The following is a 14,061-nucleotide window of genomic DNA, read 5'->3' on the forward strand; positions in this document are numbered from 1 at the left end:
AGAGGAACGGATGACCGAACCCGGATCGCCCGCCGACGAACCGACCGCCGCCACCGCGGCCGAGGAATCCCACGAGGACATCACCAAGTTCGTCGGCGATGAAGCCGACGCCCCGGAAGACACCGGACGACCAGCAGACAAGGACGGTGACGCCTGATTGGCGTGGCGACTCGCCAACGCGCTCGTAGATCTGCGCAACGAAGTGAACACCCGCTGGCCAAACCGAGATCGGTCCAGCGACGGCACGATCGGCGACGCCGCCCACGCGAGCCGATCCAGCGACCACAACCCCTGGGTCAAAGACGCGGCGGGCGTCGGCGTCGTCCGCGCGATCGACATCGACGTGGACGGCATCGACTCCGGCTGGCTCGCCGAGTACCTGCGCCAGCGCGGCCGGAACGGCGACAGTCGGCTGACCGGCGGCGGGTACGTGATCCTCAATCGCCGGATCACGAACAACGACTTCACCGGCTGGCACGCCTACACCGGCAGCAACCCGCACACCAGCCACCTCCACGTGTCGTTCTCTCGCACTCGTTACGACGACCGCGGATCGTGGGGAATCGTCGGGGGCGGGCCAGGCCCGACACCGCCGTCCGGTCGACCGACGTTGAAAGCGGGCTCGACTGGCCAGGCAGTGACGGAACTCCAAGCGTTCCTCAACCGCGTCTACCCCGCGTACTCGAAGCTCGCAGTCGACGGAGTGTTCGGCGCGAAGACCACCGCCGTGGTGAAGGAGTTCCAGCGCCGGTCCGGCCTCGCCGTCGACGGCATCGTGGGTGCGCAGACCTGGGCGAAGCTGGGGTTGCGCTGATGGCAGCTCCTCGTACTCGGCCACGGCCGATCCTCGAATCCATCCGCAGCGGGGCGTGGAAGACCATCCTCGGCACACTCGTGGCGGCGGCTGTGTCCTTCGGCCTGCTCAACAGCCAGCAGGCGACACTGCTCGACAACATCGCCGCCGCGCTCGCCACGCTGATCACCCTGGTGACTTCGTTCGTCGCGCAGCTGCACGTCCTCGACCGATCCGAACCTCAGGTGACGCCCGTGGCGGACCCGCGCGACAACACGGGTACGCCGCTCGTTCCAGCTGTGGTCCCGCTAGATCCAGAGCTGTAAGGGTTCGCCAACACGGCGAAGCTCCAGCCGGCCCGCCCATCCCACGAAGAGGCCCCCGCCTGTCCGGACGGACAGGCGGGGGCCATTTCGTCGTGTCAGCTCGCACTCGCGAGAGGCGAAGGCAGGAAGTGAACGGTCACCTCCTTGCCAATCAGGGAGTCCAGGACATCGCGCGCCGCCCGTGTCGACAGAACCAGCAGCATGACGGTGTCACCGTTCTGCACTCGTTCCAGCAGTGCGCGCCATCCTGGCGTGAGCCTGCCGCCCTGGCCGACGTCGGTGATCACGTGCGTGCAGCCGTACCAGCGCAGCCACCAACCCAACTCTTCCAGCACCCCGGCGGGGGTCTTCGGCGGAACCTTCGCGTAGCCATAGATCGTCATTCCAACCCCACGGAGGCAGGGCCTACCGGCAATCCCTTGCTCTCGCGGTATTGGTGGTAGGCGTCGAACACCTCCTGCGGCACCCGAAGGCCCATCTCGAACCCGCGCTGCTCGCCCCATTTACGTGCCATGTCGCGGTACTTCTTCTTCGCCGCCTCGATCTTGACCGGCCCGTTCCGGATGCTTCGGAACCAGCGCGGGTCGATCGGCTCAGCCGCTGGTTCCTCGTCCGGAACGGGTGTCGCCGGAACCGAGCGGGCGGCGCGCTTCGTCTTCGCGCGCCCCACGACCTTCTGCTTTCCCAGCGAGCGGGCCGAGTCGCGGAACGGCTTGATAGCCGCTCGGAGTTCAGCCGCATTCTCACGTGTCAGGTCGCTCCGAAGCGCTTCGCCGTCGAAGACCCACAAAAGGGTCTCGTCGGCGGCCTGGGTCTTGTCGAAGTCATCGACGACCAAGGTCTGGGTGATCTCTGCCATCGGTGCTGTTCCCCTTACGCGGCGCGGGTGGCCGGTGTCTTGCGCGGCTTACGAGTTGCGATTTTTTGCGCCGAGCCTGGACGCATCTTGAGCACCTTGGCCTCCTGCGCGCGATAGCGGCGTACGACCACTCGCGGTACCGCGAGCCCCTGCTGTAGGTAGCCGTCGGTGTAGGAGTACTCCCGCGAACACACGCGCTCCAATGTGGCGCTGTCGAAGGTATCCACGCAGCTCGATTGACAGCGGGAGCACTGCATATGCTCCGTCAGGCAACCAGCGTGAACGCCCTCTTCCTGCACGATGTACCCGTCGTGCAGAAGGTCCCAGTCGTGCCCGCGCATGCGACACTTCAGGAACTCCGACGGTGCACCTTCCAGGTAGTCCAGGACGTCGCGATCGAGTCCTTTTAGGTAGCTGGACGTCATCCCCAGCCCGCCTCCCCTTGCGAAAAACTGTCATTTACTAACACGACAGTGCACGTTGGGGCATTCACATGCAACAGGAACGACACGAATCCGAGCCTGAAATGATCAGCGTTCACCCGAATGCAGCAGCAAAGTCGCTACATTCGGCGCACTGAGTGGCGGTCAAGGTGCATGAAGAAGCCCCGCCACGCCTACGAAGGAGTGACGGGGCTTTGCGAGAACTCGCAGCCTAGACGCCCTTCACGCCCGCCCAGGCGGCCAGACGTGCAACAGGGTCGGCCTTCCGCCGCTTGCGCGCGAGGGCTCGGACGGTCTCATGGAACATCGGATGGAAGCGCGCTTGCTGCGGAGAGATCTCTTTCGCCCGATACAGACCGCTCGTGGCCTTCTCGTAATCGCCGTGCAGGAGATAGCCGCGCGAGAGGTCGATCCAGTGGTGTCCCACTCGCTCGCGCTGAGTCCCGCTCGGAATCACTATGCGTTCAGCACGCTTGACGGCCTCGGTCCCGTCCAGCGCCTCGACCGCGAGGCCGACAGACCACAGGCCCACGTTCGTCGGGCCGAAGCACAGCCGGTAATCGTCCCGGTCTCCACCGAGGCGCATCGCTGCTTCGCGCGCTTCCGCGAGGTGATCATTGGCGGTGTCCATGTCGCCCGCGCGGGCCGACGCCAGGCCAGACTTGAGGTGCAGGTTGCCCCACACCGCGATCGTCGGCTTGTCCGTTCCGCCGATCAGGTCTTCGATGCGCGCCCGGCTCGCAGCCAGCAGTCGCTGCGCGCTCTCCCAATCTGCGGCGCTGATCATCTCGCCCGCGCGCTGGTAGTCGCCGACGAGGACAGCGAGTTCGTCGCCGCTCTGCGCAGCGGCCCACTCGTAGCGATCGACCGCCAATGACGAGAGATCGATGTAACCGAGCTTGTAGGCCAATTGGCTCGCGGCGTAGTAAGCCTCTGCCCTGATGCCGAAGGCTCGTTCGCGTTCGGTTCCGTCGGTCAGCCAGGTCTTGGCGCGAATGTCCGCAAGAAGTCCCGGCAGCACTGCGCCGAGCGCGTCAAGGTCGACCGAATGCCGAAGTGTCGAGGCCCGCGCGACCTCCGCGGCGAGTTCGTGCATCGAGCGCGGTTGGACGCCGTCTTCCGGCGGCATCTTGTACGCGGCCAGTTCCCGGCGAAGCGGGGGAACTGTTGCGTGCAGGTTGCGCTCGTCCGGGCTGCTTCGCTTGTACGGCTGTCCGAGCAGGTCGTCGACGCCGATGTTCAACGCCCGTGCCGTCGACGACACGAATGCGGGCGACGCAGGCACGGCTCCCTGCTCAACCTTGCGAACTAGGGAGACCGACACGTTCGCCATCTGCGCCAGCTTCACCTGGCCGATTCCGCGTAGCTTGCGCTCAATCTTCAGCTGGAGGCCAACGCCCCACTCAGGCTGGTCCATGGTCTTCGAGCCTTCCACGATCAGGTCGGCGGTCTAGATCGATGCTACGTGCCGACACGAGGTGCGACCGATCGCGATCGAGGTTTGTCACTTCCTTGTCACTTCGCGTCACGTTACGCCAATACAGTCACTCCCAGTGCAATCGGGAACGACGGGCGGTCACAAGCCGCAACCCGCCGCGCGGAGCGATCCGCCTTACCGCTCGTGGAGTTGGTGCAGATGGGAACGCAGGCTGACCAGCTGTTCTACACGTGGTATCGGTGCAGGGACCTTGACGGCCTTGAGCACGCGGTCCTCGACGAGATTGCTGGTCCAGCCATCATCGAGCACACGGGCGAGTTTGAGGCGGTGTGCGGTCACATCGTGCTGCCGACGCTGGCCATCGACGAGCCCGGAGCCCGATGCCTCAGCTGCGTCCTCTTCCTGCGCGCTCGCAAGGCTCTCCCTGATTTCCAAGCTCGGATGGATGGCCCACGGCTGGGGCGACGACGCCGACACCGCCGAGCCCGGCGGCGCTGGAAGCTTCGTTCCCTCGGACGCCTCGGCCAGACCCGCAGCCAAGAAGCCCCCCGCTCGGCGGCGGCAATGGGCGGGGCTTGACGGTGGCGGTCCCAGTGCATGCGGAAACGCCGCTGGGGCCGTCACCGCCACCAACGCTTAGGACGGTTCACACACACCAGGACGGTTCAGAATGCCCTCAACTGACATCCCCGCAGAGGAACAGCCACATATCGATGCCATCGCCCGCGCTGTCATCCTCGGCTTCGAGCAGATCCCGCTTTTCCACATGGACGTGTTGTTCTACCGGCGTCGCCTAGATAGCGCTATCGAGACGATCTCGATTCGAGCGATCGACGAAGCGATCGCAGCACGGTGGAACGCCCACGAGTATGTTCGGCGCGGCGATCGATCGGCGGCCCCTGTGTGGCAACAGCATGGCATGGTCGCGGACGTCATTGAGGAACTGCTGGAGTTAGCGGCTCCCGGAGCGCCCGGAGCGCCGACGCTCGGGCTTCGTCCGTCGAGCAGCCTTGTGCTGCCCGGTTGCGGGTTGTGAGCCATGGGTCAGCAGGTGCCCCGCACGCCTGGCCGGGTGTTCTCCATGGCGACGTCCTCCACCGGATCAGCTCGCCCGCTCGGGCGCTACGAGCCCGCGGAAGGTTCTGGGCGATCTCGGCGTGCGGCACCGTGTGCATGCTCGGGGATGTTCCTGCCGAGGCGAAGTACTGCCCGAAAGCCGCCTGCTGGGCAACAACTCCACGCCCCATACGAGCCGTCCGATCCTCTCCGCGAGTCGCGCCGATCCGCCCGCCTCTACCCAACCGCGAACCGCAGCCAGTGCCTCCCGGAACCGTTGAACAGAAGCCGAACGGTGGCTGGTTCAACGGCTGAGGCAGGAGTAGCACGTTGAACGACGACGAACTCGTCCGCGCGGCCGAGCGCGCACGAAAGCGCCTGCGCGACTTGCCTGTGGACCTGCTCATCGCCACCGCACGATCCGCCGGCGAGTTGCGCGGCCTAGCGGACGAGCTTTGCCAACTGGCGGGCGACCTCGCCGCACACGCTGATGTGCTCGAAGGGGTCCATGGCGGTCACGAGAAGAGTTCCTCGCACGTGGATGTCGCGTGTGAGGCGCAAGAAGGTAGTTCGATTCAACCAAGTGAAGGAGAACGCACGTGAGCAATCTCTTCGAGTCGGATCTCACCGATGCGCAGTGGACGACGTTCTGCGGCGGGGGTGCCGGAGGGGACGACGACGGCGACCAGGAGACCTGCCTGGAACTGGCGTCGGTCGAGGGTGGCTACGCCCTGCGGAACAACCAGGACCCGAACGGCACGGTCATCCGCGCCACGGGGGCCGAGCTGACGAACTTCGTGAACGGTCTGAGGGACCAGGGCATCGTCTAGTCAGCTGATCTGAGCGGGACTTCCGTGGGGCGGGCGCGGCACCCACGGGAGTCCCGCTTCCTCCGATATCCAGGAGTTACGCGGTCTCGTGTCAGAGCTACCAGCAATCCGCAGAACCAGCCTCAACGGGAAGCCTTGTGACGTCACGGTTCTTGAGGTGATCACGCCAGATGGTCGGCTGATAAGTGACGAGCGCGGCCCTCTTGGTCGCGACACCGACAAGATCGTTCGATGGTTCAGCAGGCGAGGATGGCGAGTGCTGGACAACGATGCCAACACCGTCCTCTTCGGGTTCAACGAGAGCTTCGGCGGGAAGTTCCCGGAGGACAGTCGAACGTATATCGACGGGATGACGGTGCTGTCCACGCTCGATTGCCTCGTGGAGCTCGTCGACGGCAAGGTCACCGCCACGGTCTTCACGTGCGGGGTCGATCGCGGATGCGATCGGCATCGCGGGCAGCAGGTGCCGATCGAGGTTGGCCCCGGCCACCCGCGTTTCCGTGCTTGCCTTGAACGTTGGGAATGGCATGCGGTCCGAATCGACCGCGCCGAGCTGGCGACGTGCCTCGTGTTTGGGCCGTGCGGAGACCCCAACTCCCCGGCCCGGACGGGGCCAAACCGGTGAACACCGAAGAGGCCGGAAAATACCGCTCATTCCTTGGCGAGGCGCTTCGAGCGGATCGCGCGAGGAAGCAGTGGACGCGCTTGGAGTTCTCCCAGCGATTGGACGGCAACCTCTCGACGCAGACGGTTGCGACTTACGAGCTGGGTACGCGCCACGTCTCCCTGGTGCGGCTCATCGAGCTGAGCGAAGCGCTCGATCGAGACCCCGTCGAGCTGTTGAGGGAAGTTCATGAACGTGCATCGGGGAAGTTCATCCCTGTGGATCTAGAACGGATCATCGTCAGCGACGAGCCGGCCCTTTACTCGCTCCGAGAATGGGCGGAGTGCCGGCTTGCCGCTCTCGTGGCCGGTCCTGCCCACGTTTTCGTGAATGTCGCCGCCTTGCCGCCGCTCGCCACCTTGTGCGGCATTGCCCAGCCGGAACTAGAGGTCCGCCTGCGCGAGTTCGCCCCCGAGTTCAAGGCGTCGCGCGCCGACATCGGACGCGCGACGCCGGACGACGACTAGGCGACGACCATGCCTTCGACGGAGGAAAGCTCCCGGAGCAGATCGCCGGACAACGCGACGGGGTAGTCCTCGGCGACGACTACGGTCTCCTCGTCACCGTGGCACAGAGTCAGGACCACGGGAGTAGTCCCGCGGTGGCTGTCGAGCGACGAACGCACGTGTTCCAGGGCGTTCCGCCACTTCATCTCCTCGACCTCCATGCGGAGGATGAGCGGGTGCGCGTGACCGACGCTCTCCGGCTTGATCGCGTGAGCGTTCAAGGTCTCCTTCGCCGCGCGCTGGAGCGGGCTAAGCGGCTTCTCCGGCACGACGAATTTCGGCAGCCGGTCCTTGTGGGCGAAAACCTCCTCGTAGGACTCGACCCGCTCGGCGATCATCAGCGTCGCGTCGGCGGCACCGGGAACCTCCTTGTCCCAGTACTCGCGCATCTCCTCGGCGGTCTTGAGGAAGTAACCGTCGCCGTCGAACTTGAACCGGGTCGGGTCGTTCAGCGTCTTGCCCGCCTGCACACACAGCAGCGCCGAGTGGGTGTCGGCCTGGTCCTTGGTGACGTAGTGCGAGTCGTTGGTGGCCAGCGGCTGGAGGTCGAGCAGCTTGGCGATCTCCAACAGGCCCTCACGGACTGAGCGCTCGATCGGCAGGCCGTGGTCCATCAGTTCGAGGAAGAAGTTGCCAGCGCCGAAGATGTCCTTGTAGTCCGACGCGGCCTGGATCGCCTCGGTGCGCTGCCCCAGCCGCAGTCGCGTCTGCACCTCGCCCGAGGGGCAACCGGTGGTCGCGATGATGCCTTCGTGGTGCTCCTCGAACAGGTCGCGGTCCATCCGGGGCTTGCGGTACTGCCCCTCGGTGGAAGCTCGTGACGACAACCGGAACAGGTTCCGCAGGCCGGTTGCGTTCTCGGCCCACATCGTCATATGGGTGAACGCTCCGGCCCCCGAGACGTCTCCGCCCTCGCCTAGTTCGTCGGAGTTGCGCTGGTTCGACTGCCCCCAGAAGACCGGCTTCTTGTGGTAACGGCTCTCGGGAGCGACGTACGCCTCGATACCGATGATCGGCTTGACGTCGTGCTTCAGCGATTCCTGGTAGAAGGCGTCGGTTCCGAACATGTTGCCGTGGTCCGAGATGGCGATAGCCGGTTGCCCGAGCCGGACCACTTCCTTGAACAGGGGGCCGACCTTCGCAGCGCCGTCGAGCATGGAGTACTCGGTGTGAACGTGCAGGTGAACGAACGAATCCGCCACAGGCTCTATCCCCCCGTGCGTCATGGCGACGCGGTTGATGGGCTTCAACTGGAGGGTCACAGCGTAGCCGAGCGTCACGTTCTGCCGACCGTCGCCGCTCCGCTGTAGCGTCGTGGTGAAACCCCCGGCATGCCTCCCTCCCCCCTCGGCATGACGGGGGTTTCACCTGTCTGGGTATCGCGGGCGAGGGGAGGCCCCGACCAGCCATCGGACGATGAACTGGCCGGGCCGCCGACTGCCGAACCGTGGGCAGAGTGTGGGCAGAGCCCAGATAAGCCCTGCTCACAAGCTGACACTTCCTTACAACTTCGTGAGACAGCCTGTGTACAATATGGCCTGGTGGCAGGCATTGAGCCACCTAAAACACCAGGTCAGCACGTGACAGGTCCTTACAAGGAGGCCTTCACGGACTTCGGGCCGGTAGGTACAGACCCTGGGCCGAACGGGTACTTCCGCGCGCCTGAGTGGACGTCACGCGTGATCAGACGGACGGCATGCGTGAGTGGGCGGTCGGCGCGAACCCGGCCGGAGCCCCGTCAGCGACTGATGGTCGTTAGCGTTTCCGCTCTTCGAAGGTGACGGGAAAGCGTCGGCGAGGATAATTTTCACCTTGCGCACTGCTTTATCCCGCGTCTTTCGGGTTAACCGGTCGGCAGCACTCCCCAGTCGCGGAGAGTGACGAACAGGAGTTCGGCCAGCCGGCCGCCTTTGTCGAGTTCGATCAAGGTTTCGGCGTCGATCCACCGGGCGTCGGTGGCGTCGTCCCCGGCACGGAGAGTGCCGCCGGCGACCGTGCAGGCGTAGTCGTGGATGTCGTACGGCCCGCGCCGGACGTTGCCGACAGGTGTGCCCGGTATCACGTCGAGCCCGGTCTCTTCACGCATCTCGCGAATGACGGCCGCTTCGTCCGTTTCGCCTGGTTCGACGCGTCCGCCGGGGACCGACCACAGTCCACGTCCGGGTTCATTCGCGCGCCGGATCAGCAGAATCCGGCCGAGTTCGTCGTGGACGATGCCGCCGACACAGCGGACGGTGCTGTCCGAAACGGTGTTCATTCCCGAATGGTAGACGCGGGCTTCCTGACAATGGCTGTCCTGTACACGGAGAGTAGCCGTGCGGTACACTTCCCCCTGCCGGCTGACCCAAGCGCGGGACTTCTCTCCCGCGCCGGTGGAAGGTGCGGTACAAAATGAATGGTCAGTATCCGCAGTCAGTCACCGTAAGAGACAGGATTGATCGCTGTGAACGCGAAAAAGCTCCTCACTTTCGCAGGAATCGCGTTGGTGCTGTTCTTCGTGATCGCGCAGCCAGGTCAGGCCGCGGGCCTCGTGGGAAACATCATCGGCTTCCTGCGTGACTCGGCCGAATCGGTGATCACCTTCGTCAGCAACGTCTTCAGCTAGCGGAGGAGCGGATACTCTATCGGTATGTTCGCCCCACGCGATCCAGACGAGTATCTCCTCGACACCGAGCGGCGGGTCATCAGGATCCGCCGTCACTGGGCGGTGCTGCTGTGGGACACCTTCGAGGCGGTGGCCTTGCTGGCCATCTGCGTCCTGGTGTCCTACCTGCTGCCGCCCGCCGCGTGGGTCATCCAGAACATCCTCTGGTATGCCGCGTTGCTCGTCATCCTGCGCTTCGCGTACGTGGTGATGGAGTGGTGGGTCGAGCGACTGGTCGTCACGGACAAACGGTTCGTGATGACGACCGGCGTCTACACCACCAAGGTGCTGATGATGCCGATCACCAAGGTCACCGACCTCACCTACGAACGTTCGGCCTGGGGCCGGATGATGGGGTACGGGACCATGGTGGTCGAGTCCGCCGGTCAGATCCAGGCACTGAACCGCATCGACTACCTGCCGAAGCCGGAAGAGTTCTACGACACCATTTCCGAGCTCGTCTTCGGCGACAAGCAGAAGCAGGCCGAGCGCTTTTCGATGATCAAGGCGCAGCGTGCGGCCCGCGGCAAGAAGAAGGTCGGTTAGCGCAGGTCCCGGGGTCGCTGTGACCTGGCGCATCGTCGATACTGATCCGCGATGCGCATCGACCTGCACGCCCACTCCACCGCCTCCGACGGTACCGACAGCCCTGCCGGGCTGATCGCCGCCGCCGCGAAGGCGGGCCTCGACGTCGTCGCGATCACCGATCACGACACCACGGCCGGCTGGGCCCCGGCCGCCGAGGCACTTCCGCCGGGGCTCACCCTGGTGCCCGGCGCCGAGCTGTCCACCATCTCCGTCGACCCGGTGACCGGGCGGCACATCAGCGTCCACCTGCTCGCGTATCTCTTCGACCCGGAGTCGGCGGCGGTCGTCGCCGAGCAGACCCGGCTGCGGTCGGAGCGGCGCTGGCGGCTGCGGGTGATGGCCGAACGGATGGCCGCCGACGGTCTCCCGGTGGATCCCGACGAGGTCATGTCGCTGCTTCCCGAGGACGGTTCCGCCGGACGTCCGCATCTCGCGCAGGCCTTGGTGCGTGCCGGTGTCGTCTCGTCGGTCAACGAAGCCTTCGCGAGCTATCTAGGCAACGGCAGCGGATACTTCGTGGCGCGGCAGGACACGCTCGTGGAGGACGCGATCGACATGATCGCGGAGGCGGGCGGGGTCACCGTCATCGCGCACCCCTTCGCTTACACGCGCGGGGCGACCATCAGCGTCGACGTGCTCGCCGGGCTGGCCGAGCACGGGCTCACCGGTGTCGAGGTCGACCACCCGAACCACGACGAGGAGACCCGCGTCCGGCTGCACGGGCTGGCGGGGGAGCTGGGGCTCGTGCGCACCGGGTCGAGCGACTACCACGGCACGAACAAGACCATCGACCTCGGCGACGAGACCACCGATCCGCTCGCGCTCGAAGAGCTCGTCGCGCGGTCCACCGGCTATCAGGTCGTGACCCGGTGACGATCACGGACTTCTTCGACGCACGCCTGTTCATGAGCGCGACGATCACGCTGATCGTCATCATGGACCCGCCCGGCACGGTGCCGGTGTTCCTCAGCCTGACCGGCCGCAAGTCGGTGGCGTTCCGCGCCAAGGCCGCGCGGCAAGCGGTGCTGGTGTCGTTGCTGGTGATCTCGTTGTTCGCCGTCGCTGGACAGGCGATCCTGTCCTACCTCGGCATCGGGATCCCGGCGCTGCAGGGTGCGGGCGGGCTGTTGCTGCTGCTCATCGCGCTGCAACTGCTGACCGGCAAGACCGGCGGCGAGGCCGAGGCGGCGGGCGACGACGTCAACGTCGCCCTCGTCCCGCTCGGGACGCCGCTGCTCGCGGGCCCGGGCGCGATCGCCGCGACCATCGTCTTCGTGCGGCAGGCCGATGGCCACGTCGGCGCGTACGTGGCTCTCGCGCTTTCGATCGTGACGGTGCACTTCGTGCTGTACCTGTGCATGCGGTACTCGGGTGTGGTGATCCGGCTGATCAAGGAAAGCGGGATCACGCTGCTGGCGAAGATCGCCGGTCTGCTGCTGGCCGCGATCGCGGTCGAGCTGGTGGCGAACTCGGTGAAGGGCTTCATCTCGGGCACGTGACGGCCGGGTGGTAGCAAAGCTCCCTTGCTGTCGCTCTGGCTTCGCAGGCGTGCCGTGAAGGCCTCCTTCACTACCTTGAGGGTAGGGAAGGAGGCCTTCACGGACTGCCGCTTAGGGTCCTTTACGGAGCCAGGCGCGAGCAAGGGGCCCTTCCGGTACCTGGCCCAGCGGTGCGGCGATAGCAAAGGTCCCTTGCTCCTCCCGCCTCGCGCTCCCGCCTGCCTGATGCAATGAAAGGCTCTTTCCTCGCAAATTTCGCAAGGAAAGAGCCTTTCATTGCACGCCCGACCCACCCGGCCCCCGTGCGGACCACCGCCCGGCCGCGGGTGGTAGCAAAGGTCCCTTGCTCCCTTCGGCGGGGATCCCCTCGAAAAGTGTCGGTGGGGGTGCGTAGCGTTGCGCGCGGGGTGATCCGATGGAGCAGATTGGTTTCGACTTCGGCGTCGAAGCGCCGCGCAAGCTGACGAAGGTCTCGCCCGCGCGCCTCGCGACGTTCGAAGATTGCCCGCGCCGCTACCGCATGTCGTATCTGGACCGCCCGTCCCCGGTACGCACCGGCGCGTGGGCGCACAGCACGCTGGGCGCGGTGGTGCACAACGCTTTGCGGGCGTTGTTCGACCTGCCGGTGGTCAAGCGCGTGCCGCAGCGGGCGATGGCGCTCGTCGCCGAACACTGGAAGGACGCCGGGTTCGAAGACGCCGACCAGGCCGCCCGGTACCGCGCCAGGGCCAAGGCCTGGGTCGCGGAGTACGTCGAGCACAACGACGTCAGCGTCGACCCGGTCGGGCTGGAGCGCTGGGTTTCGGCGCCGGTCACGCTCGAACCGGGCAGCGGGCCCAGCCTCATCATCGAGGGCCGCGCAGACCGGATCGATCAGCGTGGCCGGGAATTGGTGATCATCGACTACAAGACCGGCCGCCGTGAGCCGGACGAGTACGAGGCACGTTCGTCGCAGGCCTTGGCGTTGTACGCGGTCGCGGCCGCCAGGACCCTGCGCACGCCGTGCTACCAGGTCGAGCTGCACCACGTGCCCACCGGCACCATCGCGGCCGCCGAGCACACCGAGCAGAGCCTCAAGCGGCATCTCCAACGCGCCGACGAGACCGCCGGGGACCTGCGGCTGGCAACGGATACCCTGGACGCCGGCGGCGACGAGGACGTGTTGTTCCCGGCACGCCCGGGCCGCCGTTGCTCATGGTGCGACTTCCGGCCCAGTTGCGCGGCGGGCCAGGAGGCCGGTCCCGCGGCTCAGCCGTGGGAGTTGCTGGCGCCCTAGATTCTCGAAACCCGACGATTGGACAGGCGAGGACGTGTCGTCACCGGACACCGAAGAGCTCGCGACCACCCCACCGCCCGCGGACGAGCCCAAGACGCCCGAACGCGGCCGGTTCTGGCGCGGGCTGACCGGATCGCTCGCGGCCGGGATGGTCGTGCTCGCGGTGTGCGTCCTCGCCATCGCCGGGATCTGCCTGCTCACCGGGGCGCCGGGGCCGGGGACGCTGATGCTGATCGGACATCCGGTCGCGGCGGTCCTCGCCTTGCTGGCACAGCGGGTCGCCGACACCCGTAATGGCCGTGTCGCGGGCTTCGCCGGTCTCGGTGTCGTGGTGAGCGTGACGGCCGCGCTGAGCCTGTTCTGGTGGAGCTGACCACGGCAGGAAAGTGCCAGTTCGACCGAAAACCCCTTCCTCCCCTGCGAAACTGTGGCTCACTGGGCACGTCGTGGAGAACACGCTGCCCCGCAGCGAGGACGAAGGGCACCGTTGAAATGACCTACCCACCCCAGCCAGGACAGCCCGACGGCCAAGGCGGGCAGCAGTACCCGGGACAGCAATACCCAGGGCAGCAGTACCAGCAGGGCGGTTACGACCAGAGCGGCGCGTATCCGCAACAGCAGCAGTACCCCGGCTACGGCCAGCAGCCCTACGGTCAGAACCAGCAGTACCCCCAGGGGTTCGGCGGGCCGCCCGCGCCGCCGAAGAACAACAAGACCGGCCTGATCGTCGGCATCGCCGCCGCGGCCGTGGTGGTGATCGTCCTGGGTATCACCGGATTCGTCGCTCCCGGCTTCTTCCTGGGCGACGACAAGGCCGACAAGGCGGCGGGCCCCGAAGGCACCGCGCAGGCGATCGTCGACGGTATCAACGCCCACGACAAGGCCGGCCTGACGGCGCTCAAGTGCAGCGACGCGGAACAGGATGTCGTTCAGTCCATCGAGCGCGTCAACGACGTTTCGAGCGCCACGCTCGACGGAGTCACGAAGGTCTCCGAAACCGAGTACACGGTGACAGTCACGGTGACCGTCGAAGGACGAGCCCGGAGCGGTTCCGGCAAGCTCGCCTCCGAGGGCGGCAAGTGGTGCTGGAAGGAAATCGGACGGCTGCGGAGCAAGACCTCGACGACGACGCGATGACG

General features: G+C 66.1%; 21 protein-coding genes and 1 pseudogene. 15 read left to right on the forward strand and 7 right to left on the reverse strand.

Going from position 1 to position 14,061, the window contains the following annotated elements; all coding sequences use genetic code 11:
- The first annotated feature begins 10 nt into the window (after window positions 1-10).
- Genes AB8M46_RS17350 through AB8M46_RS17360 form a run of 3 tightly spaced genes read left to right on the forward strand, consistent with a single transcriptional unit; the run spans window position 11 to window position 1,119 of the window.
- Complete coding sequence (locus AB8M46_RS17350) at window positions 11-157, forward strand: hypothetical protein (RefSeq protein WP_181771297.1); 147 nt, start codon at window positions 11-13, stop codon at window positions 155-157.
- Complete coding sequence (locus tag AB8M46_RS17355; protein ID WP_394360745.1) at window positions 158-814, forward strand: peptidoglycan-binding protein; 657 nt, start codon at window positions 158-160, stop codon at window positions 812-814. It abuts the gene before it with no gap.
- Window positions 814-1,119 (forward strand): hypothetical protein, encoded by a 306-nt coding sequence (locus tag AB8M46_RS17360; RefSeq protein ID WP_394360746.1) that lies wholly within the window; start codon window positions 814-816, stop codon window positions 1,117-1,119. The genes AB8M46_RS17355 and AB8M46_RS17360 overlap by 1 nt, the downstream gene beginning before the upstream one ends.
- A 95-nt stretch (window positions 1,120-1,214) precedes the next feature.
- Here the strand turns inward: AB8M46_RS17360 and AB8M46_RS17365 are convergent, their stop codons facing one another.
- The 5 genes from AB8M46_RS17365 to AB8M46_RS17385 all read right to left on the reverse strand — a co-directional run bounded on the left by AB8M46_RS17365 (window position 1,215) and on the right by AB8M46_RS17385 (window position 4,399).
- Complete coding sequence (locus AB8M46_RS17365; protein ID WP_394360747.1) at window positions 1,215-1,502, reverse strand: hypothetical protein; 288 nt, start codon at window positions 1,500-1,502, stop codon at window positions 1,215-1,217.
- The gene (locus AB8M46_RS17370; RefSeq protein ID WP_394360748.1) at window positions 1,499-1,978 is read right to left on the reverse strand and encodes a histone-like nucleoid-structuring protein Lsr2; all 480 of its coding nucleotides are present in this window, start codon (window positions 1,976-1,978) and stop codon (window positions 1,499-1,501) included. The genes AB8M46_RS17365 and AB8M46_RS17370 overlap by 4 nt, the downstream gene beginning before the upstream one ends.
- Window positions 1,979-1,992: 14 nt before the next feature.
- On the reverse strand, window positions 1,993-2,403 hold the full coding sequence (locus AB8M46_RS17375) for a hypothetical protein (protein WP_394360749.1): 411 nt from the start codon (window positions 2,401-2,403) through the stop codon (window positions 1,993-1,995).
- A gap of 229 nt (window positions 2,404-2,632) precedes the next feature.
- A complete protein-coding gene (locus AB8M46_RS17380; RefSeq protein ID WP_394360750.1) occupies window positions 2,633-3,838 on the reverse strand; it encodes a helix-turn-helix domain-containing protein in 1,206 nt (401 codons plus the stop codon).
- A 195-nt stretch (window positions 3,839-4,033) separates the two neighbouring features.
- Entirely contained in the window at window positions 4,034-4,399 is a 366-nt protein-coding gene (locus AB8M46_RS17385) for a hypothetical protein (protein WP_394360751.1), read from the reverse strand.
- Between the two features lie 130 nt (window positions 4,400-4,529).
- Between AB8M46_RS17385 and AB8M46_RS17390 the strand changes: the two genes are divergently transcribed.
- From AB8M46_RS17390 to AB8M46_RS17410, 5 genes are all read left to right on the forward strand, one after another.
- A complete protein-coding gene (locus tag AB8M46_RS17390; protein ID WP_394360752.1) occupies window positions 4,530-4,895 on the forward strand; it encodes a hypothetical protein in 366 nt (121 codons plus the stop codon).
- Between the two features lie 350 nt (window positions 4,896-5,245).
- On the forward strand, window positions 5,246-5,518 hold the full coding sequence (locus tag AB8M46_RS17395) for a hypothetical protein (protein ID WP_394360753.1): 273 nt from the start codon (window positions 5,246-5,248) through the stop codon (window positions 5,516-5,518).
- Window positions 5,515-5,745, forward strand: a complete 231-nt coding sequence (locus AB8M46_RS17400) for a DUF397 domain-containing protein (protein WP_394360754.1) — start codon at window positions 5,515-5,517, stop codon at window positions 5,743-5,745. Before AB8M46_RS17395 ends, AB8M46_RS17400 begins: the two co-directional genes overlap by 4 nt.
- Window positions 5,746-6,001: 256 nt before the next feature.
- Window positions 6,002-6,370, forward strand: a complete 369-nt coding sequence (locus AB8M46_RS17405) for a hypothetical protein (RefSeq protein ID WP_394360755.1) — start codon at window positions 6,002-6,004, stop codon at window positions 6,368-6,370.
- Window positions 6,367-6,876: a helix-turn-helix domain-containing protein gene (locus AB8M46_RS17410; protein ID WP_394360756.1), complete on the forward strand. Its 510-nt coding sequence runs from the start codon at window positions 6,367-6,369 to the stop codon at window positions 6,874-6,876. The genes AB8M46_RS17405 and AB8M46_RS17410 overlap by 4 nt, the downstream gene beginning before the upstream one ends.
- A 299-nt stretch (window positions 6,877-7,175) precedes the next feature.
- On the opposite strand, the pseudogene AB8M46_RS17415 reads toward AB8M46_RS17410, so the two are convergent.
- A pseudogene (locus AB8M46_RS17415) lies at window positions 7,176-8,141 on the reverse strand (PHP domain-containing protein); the annotation flags it as partial.
- Window positions 8,142-8,758: 617 nt separating this feature from the next.
- On the reverse strand, window positions 8,759-9,172 hold the full coding sequence (locus AB8M46_RS17420) for an NUDIX hydrolase (RefSeq protein ID WP_037332103.1): 414 nt from the start codon (window positions 9,170-9,172) through the stop codon (window positions 8,759-8,761).
- 186 nt (window positions 9,173-9,358) lie between these two features.
- Between AB8M46_RS17420 and AB8M46_RS17425 the strand changes: the two genes are divergently transcribed.
- From AB8M46_RS17425 to AB8M46_RS17455, 7 genes are all read left to right on the forward strand, one after another.
- Window positions 9,359-9,520 (forward strand): hypothetical protein, encoded by a 162-nt coding sequence (locus AB8M46_RS17425; protein ID WP_005167589.1) that lies wholly within the window; start codon window positions 9,359-9,361, stop codon window positions 9,518-9,520.
- 24 nt (window positions 9,521-9,544) lie between these two features.
- Window positions 9,545-10,105, forward strand: a complete 561-nt coding sequence (locus tag AB8M46_RS17430; protein WP_016331479.1) for a PH domain-containing protein — start codon at window positions 9,545-9,547, stop codon at window positions 10,103-10,105.
- Window positions 10,106-10,156: 51 nt separating this feature from the next.
- A complete protein-coding gene (locus tag AB8M46_RS17435; protein ID WP_037332102.1) occupies window positions 10,157-11,020 on the forward strand; it encodes a PHP domain-containing protein in 864 nt (287 codons plus the stop codon).
- The gene (locus tag AB8M46_RS17440; protein WP_016331481.1) at window positions 11,017-11,646 is read left to right on the forward strand and encodes a MarC family protein; all 630 of its coding nucleotides are present in this window, start codon (window positions 11,017-11,019) and stop codon (window positions 11,644-11,646) included. Before AB8M46_RS17435 ends, AB8M46_RS17440 begins: the two co-directional genes overlap by 4 nt.
- Before the next feature lie 415 nt (window positions 11,647-12,061).
- Entirely contained in the window at window positions 12,062-12,922 is an 861-nt protein-coding gene (locus AB8M46_RS17445; protein WP_037332100.1) for a PD-(D/E)XK nuclease family protein, read from the forward strand.
- A gap of 34 nt (window positions 12,923-12,956) precedes the next feature.
- Entirely contained in the window at window positions 12,957-13,295 is a 339-nt protein-coding gene (locus tag AB8M46_RS17450; protein WP_037332099.1) for a hypothetical protein, read from the forward strand.
- Window positions 13,296-13,414: 119 nt separating this feature from the next.
- Entirely contained in the window at window positions 13,415-14,059 is a 645-nt protein-coding gene (locus AB8M46_RS17455) for a hypothetical protein (protein ID WP_125732580.1), read from the forward strand.
- Window positions 14,060-14,061 lie beyond the last annotated feature (2 nt).

It is taken from the genome of Amycolatopsis sp. SB7-3, assembly GCF_041021335.1.
In the GTDB taxonomy this organism is placed as follows: Bacteria; Actinomycetota; Actinomycetes; order Mycobacteriales; family Pseudonocardiaceae; genus Amycolatopsis; species Amycolatopsis japonica.

Coding starts and splice junctions, on each gene's coding strand:
- AB8M46_RS17350 (WP_181771297.1), top strand. CDS start 11: ATGACCGAACCCGGATCGCCCGCCGACGAACCGACCGCCGCCACCGCG.
- AB8M46_RS17360 (WP_394360746.1), top strand. CDS start 814: ATGGCAGCTCCTCGTACTCGGCCACGGCCGATCCTCGAATCCATCCGC.
- AB8M46_RS17365 (WP_394360747.1), bottom strand. CDS start 1,502: ATGACGATCTATGGCTACGCGAAGGTTCCGCCGAAGACCCCCGCCGGG.
- AB8M46_RS17370 (WP_394360748.1), bottom strand. CDS start 1,978: ATGGCAGAGATCACCCAGACCTTGGTCGTCGATGACTTCGACAAGACC.
- AB8M46_RS17375 (WP_394360749.1), bottom strand. CDS start 2,403: ATGACGTCCAGCTACCTAAAAGGACTCGATCGCGACGTCCTGGACTAC.
- AB8M46_RS17380 (WP_394360750.1), bottom strand. CDS start 3,838: ATGGACCAGCCTGAGTGGGGCGTTGGCCTCCAGCTGAAGATTGAGCGC.
- AB8M46_RS17390 (WP_394360752.1), top strand. CDS start 4,530: ATGCCCTCAACTGACATCCCCGCAGAGGAACAGCCACATATCGATGCC.
- AB8M46_RS17420 (WP_037332103.1), bottom strand. CDS start 9,172: ATGAACACCGTTTCGGACAGCACCGTCCGCTGTGTCGGCGGCATCGTC.
- AB8M46_RS17430 (WP_016331479.1), top strand. CDS start 9,545: ATGTTCGCCCCACGCGATCCAGACGAGTATCTCCTCGACACCGAGCGG.
- AB8M46_RS17435 (WP_037332102.1), top strand. CDS start 10,157: ATGCGCATCGACCTGCACGCCCACTCCACCGCCTCCGACGGTACCGAC.
- AB8M46_RS17445 (WP_037332100.1), top strand. CDS start 12,062: ATGGAGCAGATTGGTTTCGACTTCGGCGTCGAAGCGCCGCGCAAGCTG.
- AB8M46_RS17455 (WP_125732580.1), top strand. CDS start 13,415: ATGACCTACCCACCCCAGCCAGGACAGCCCGACGGCCAAGGCGGGCAG.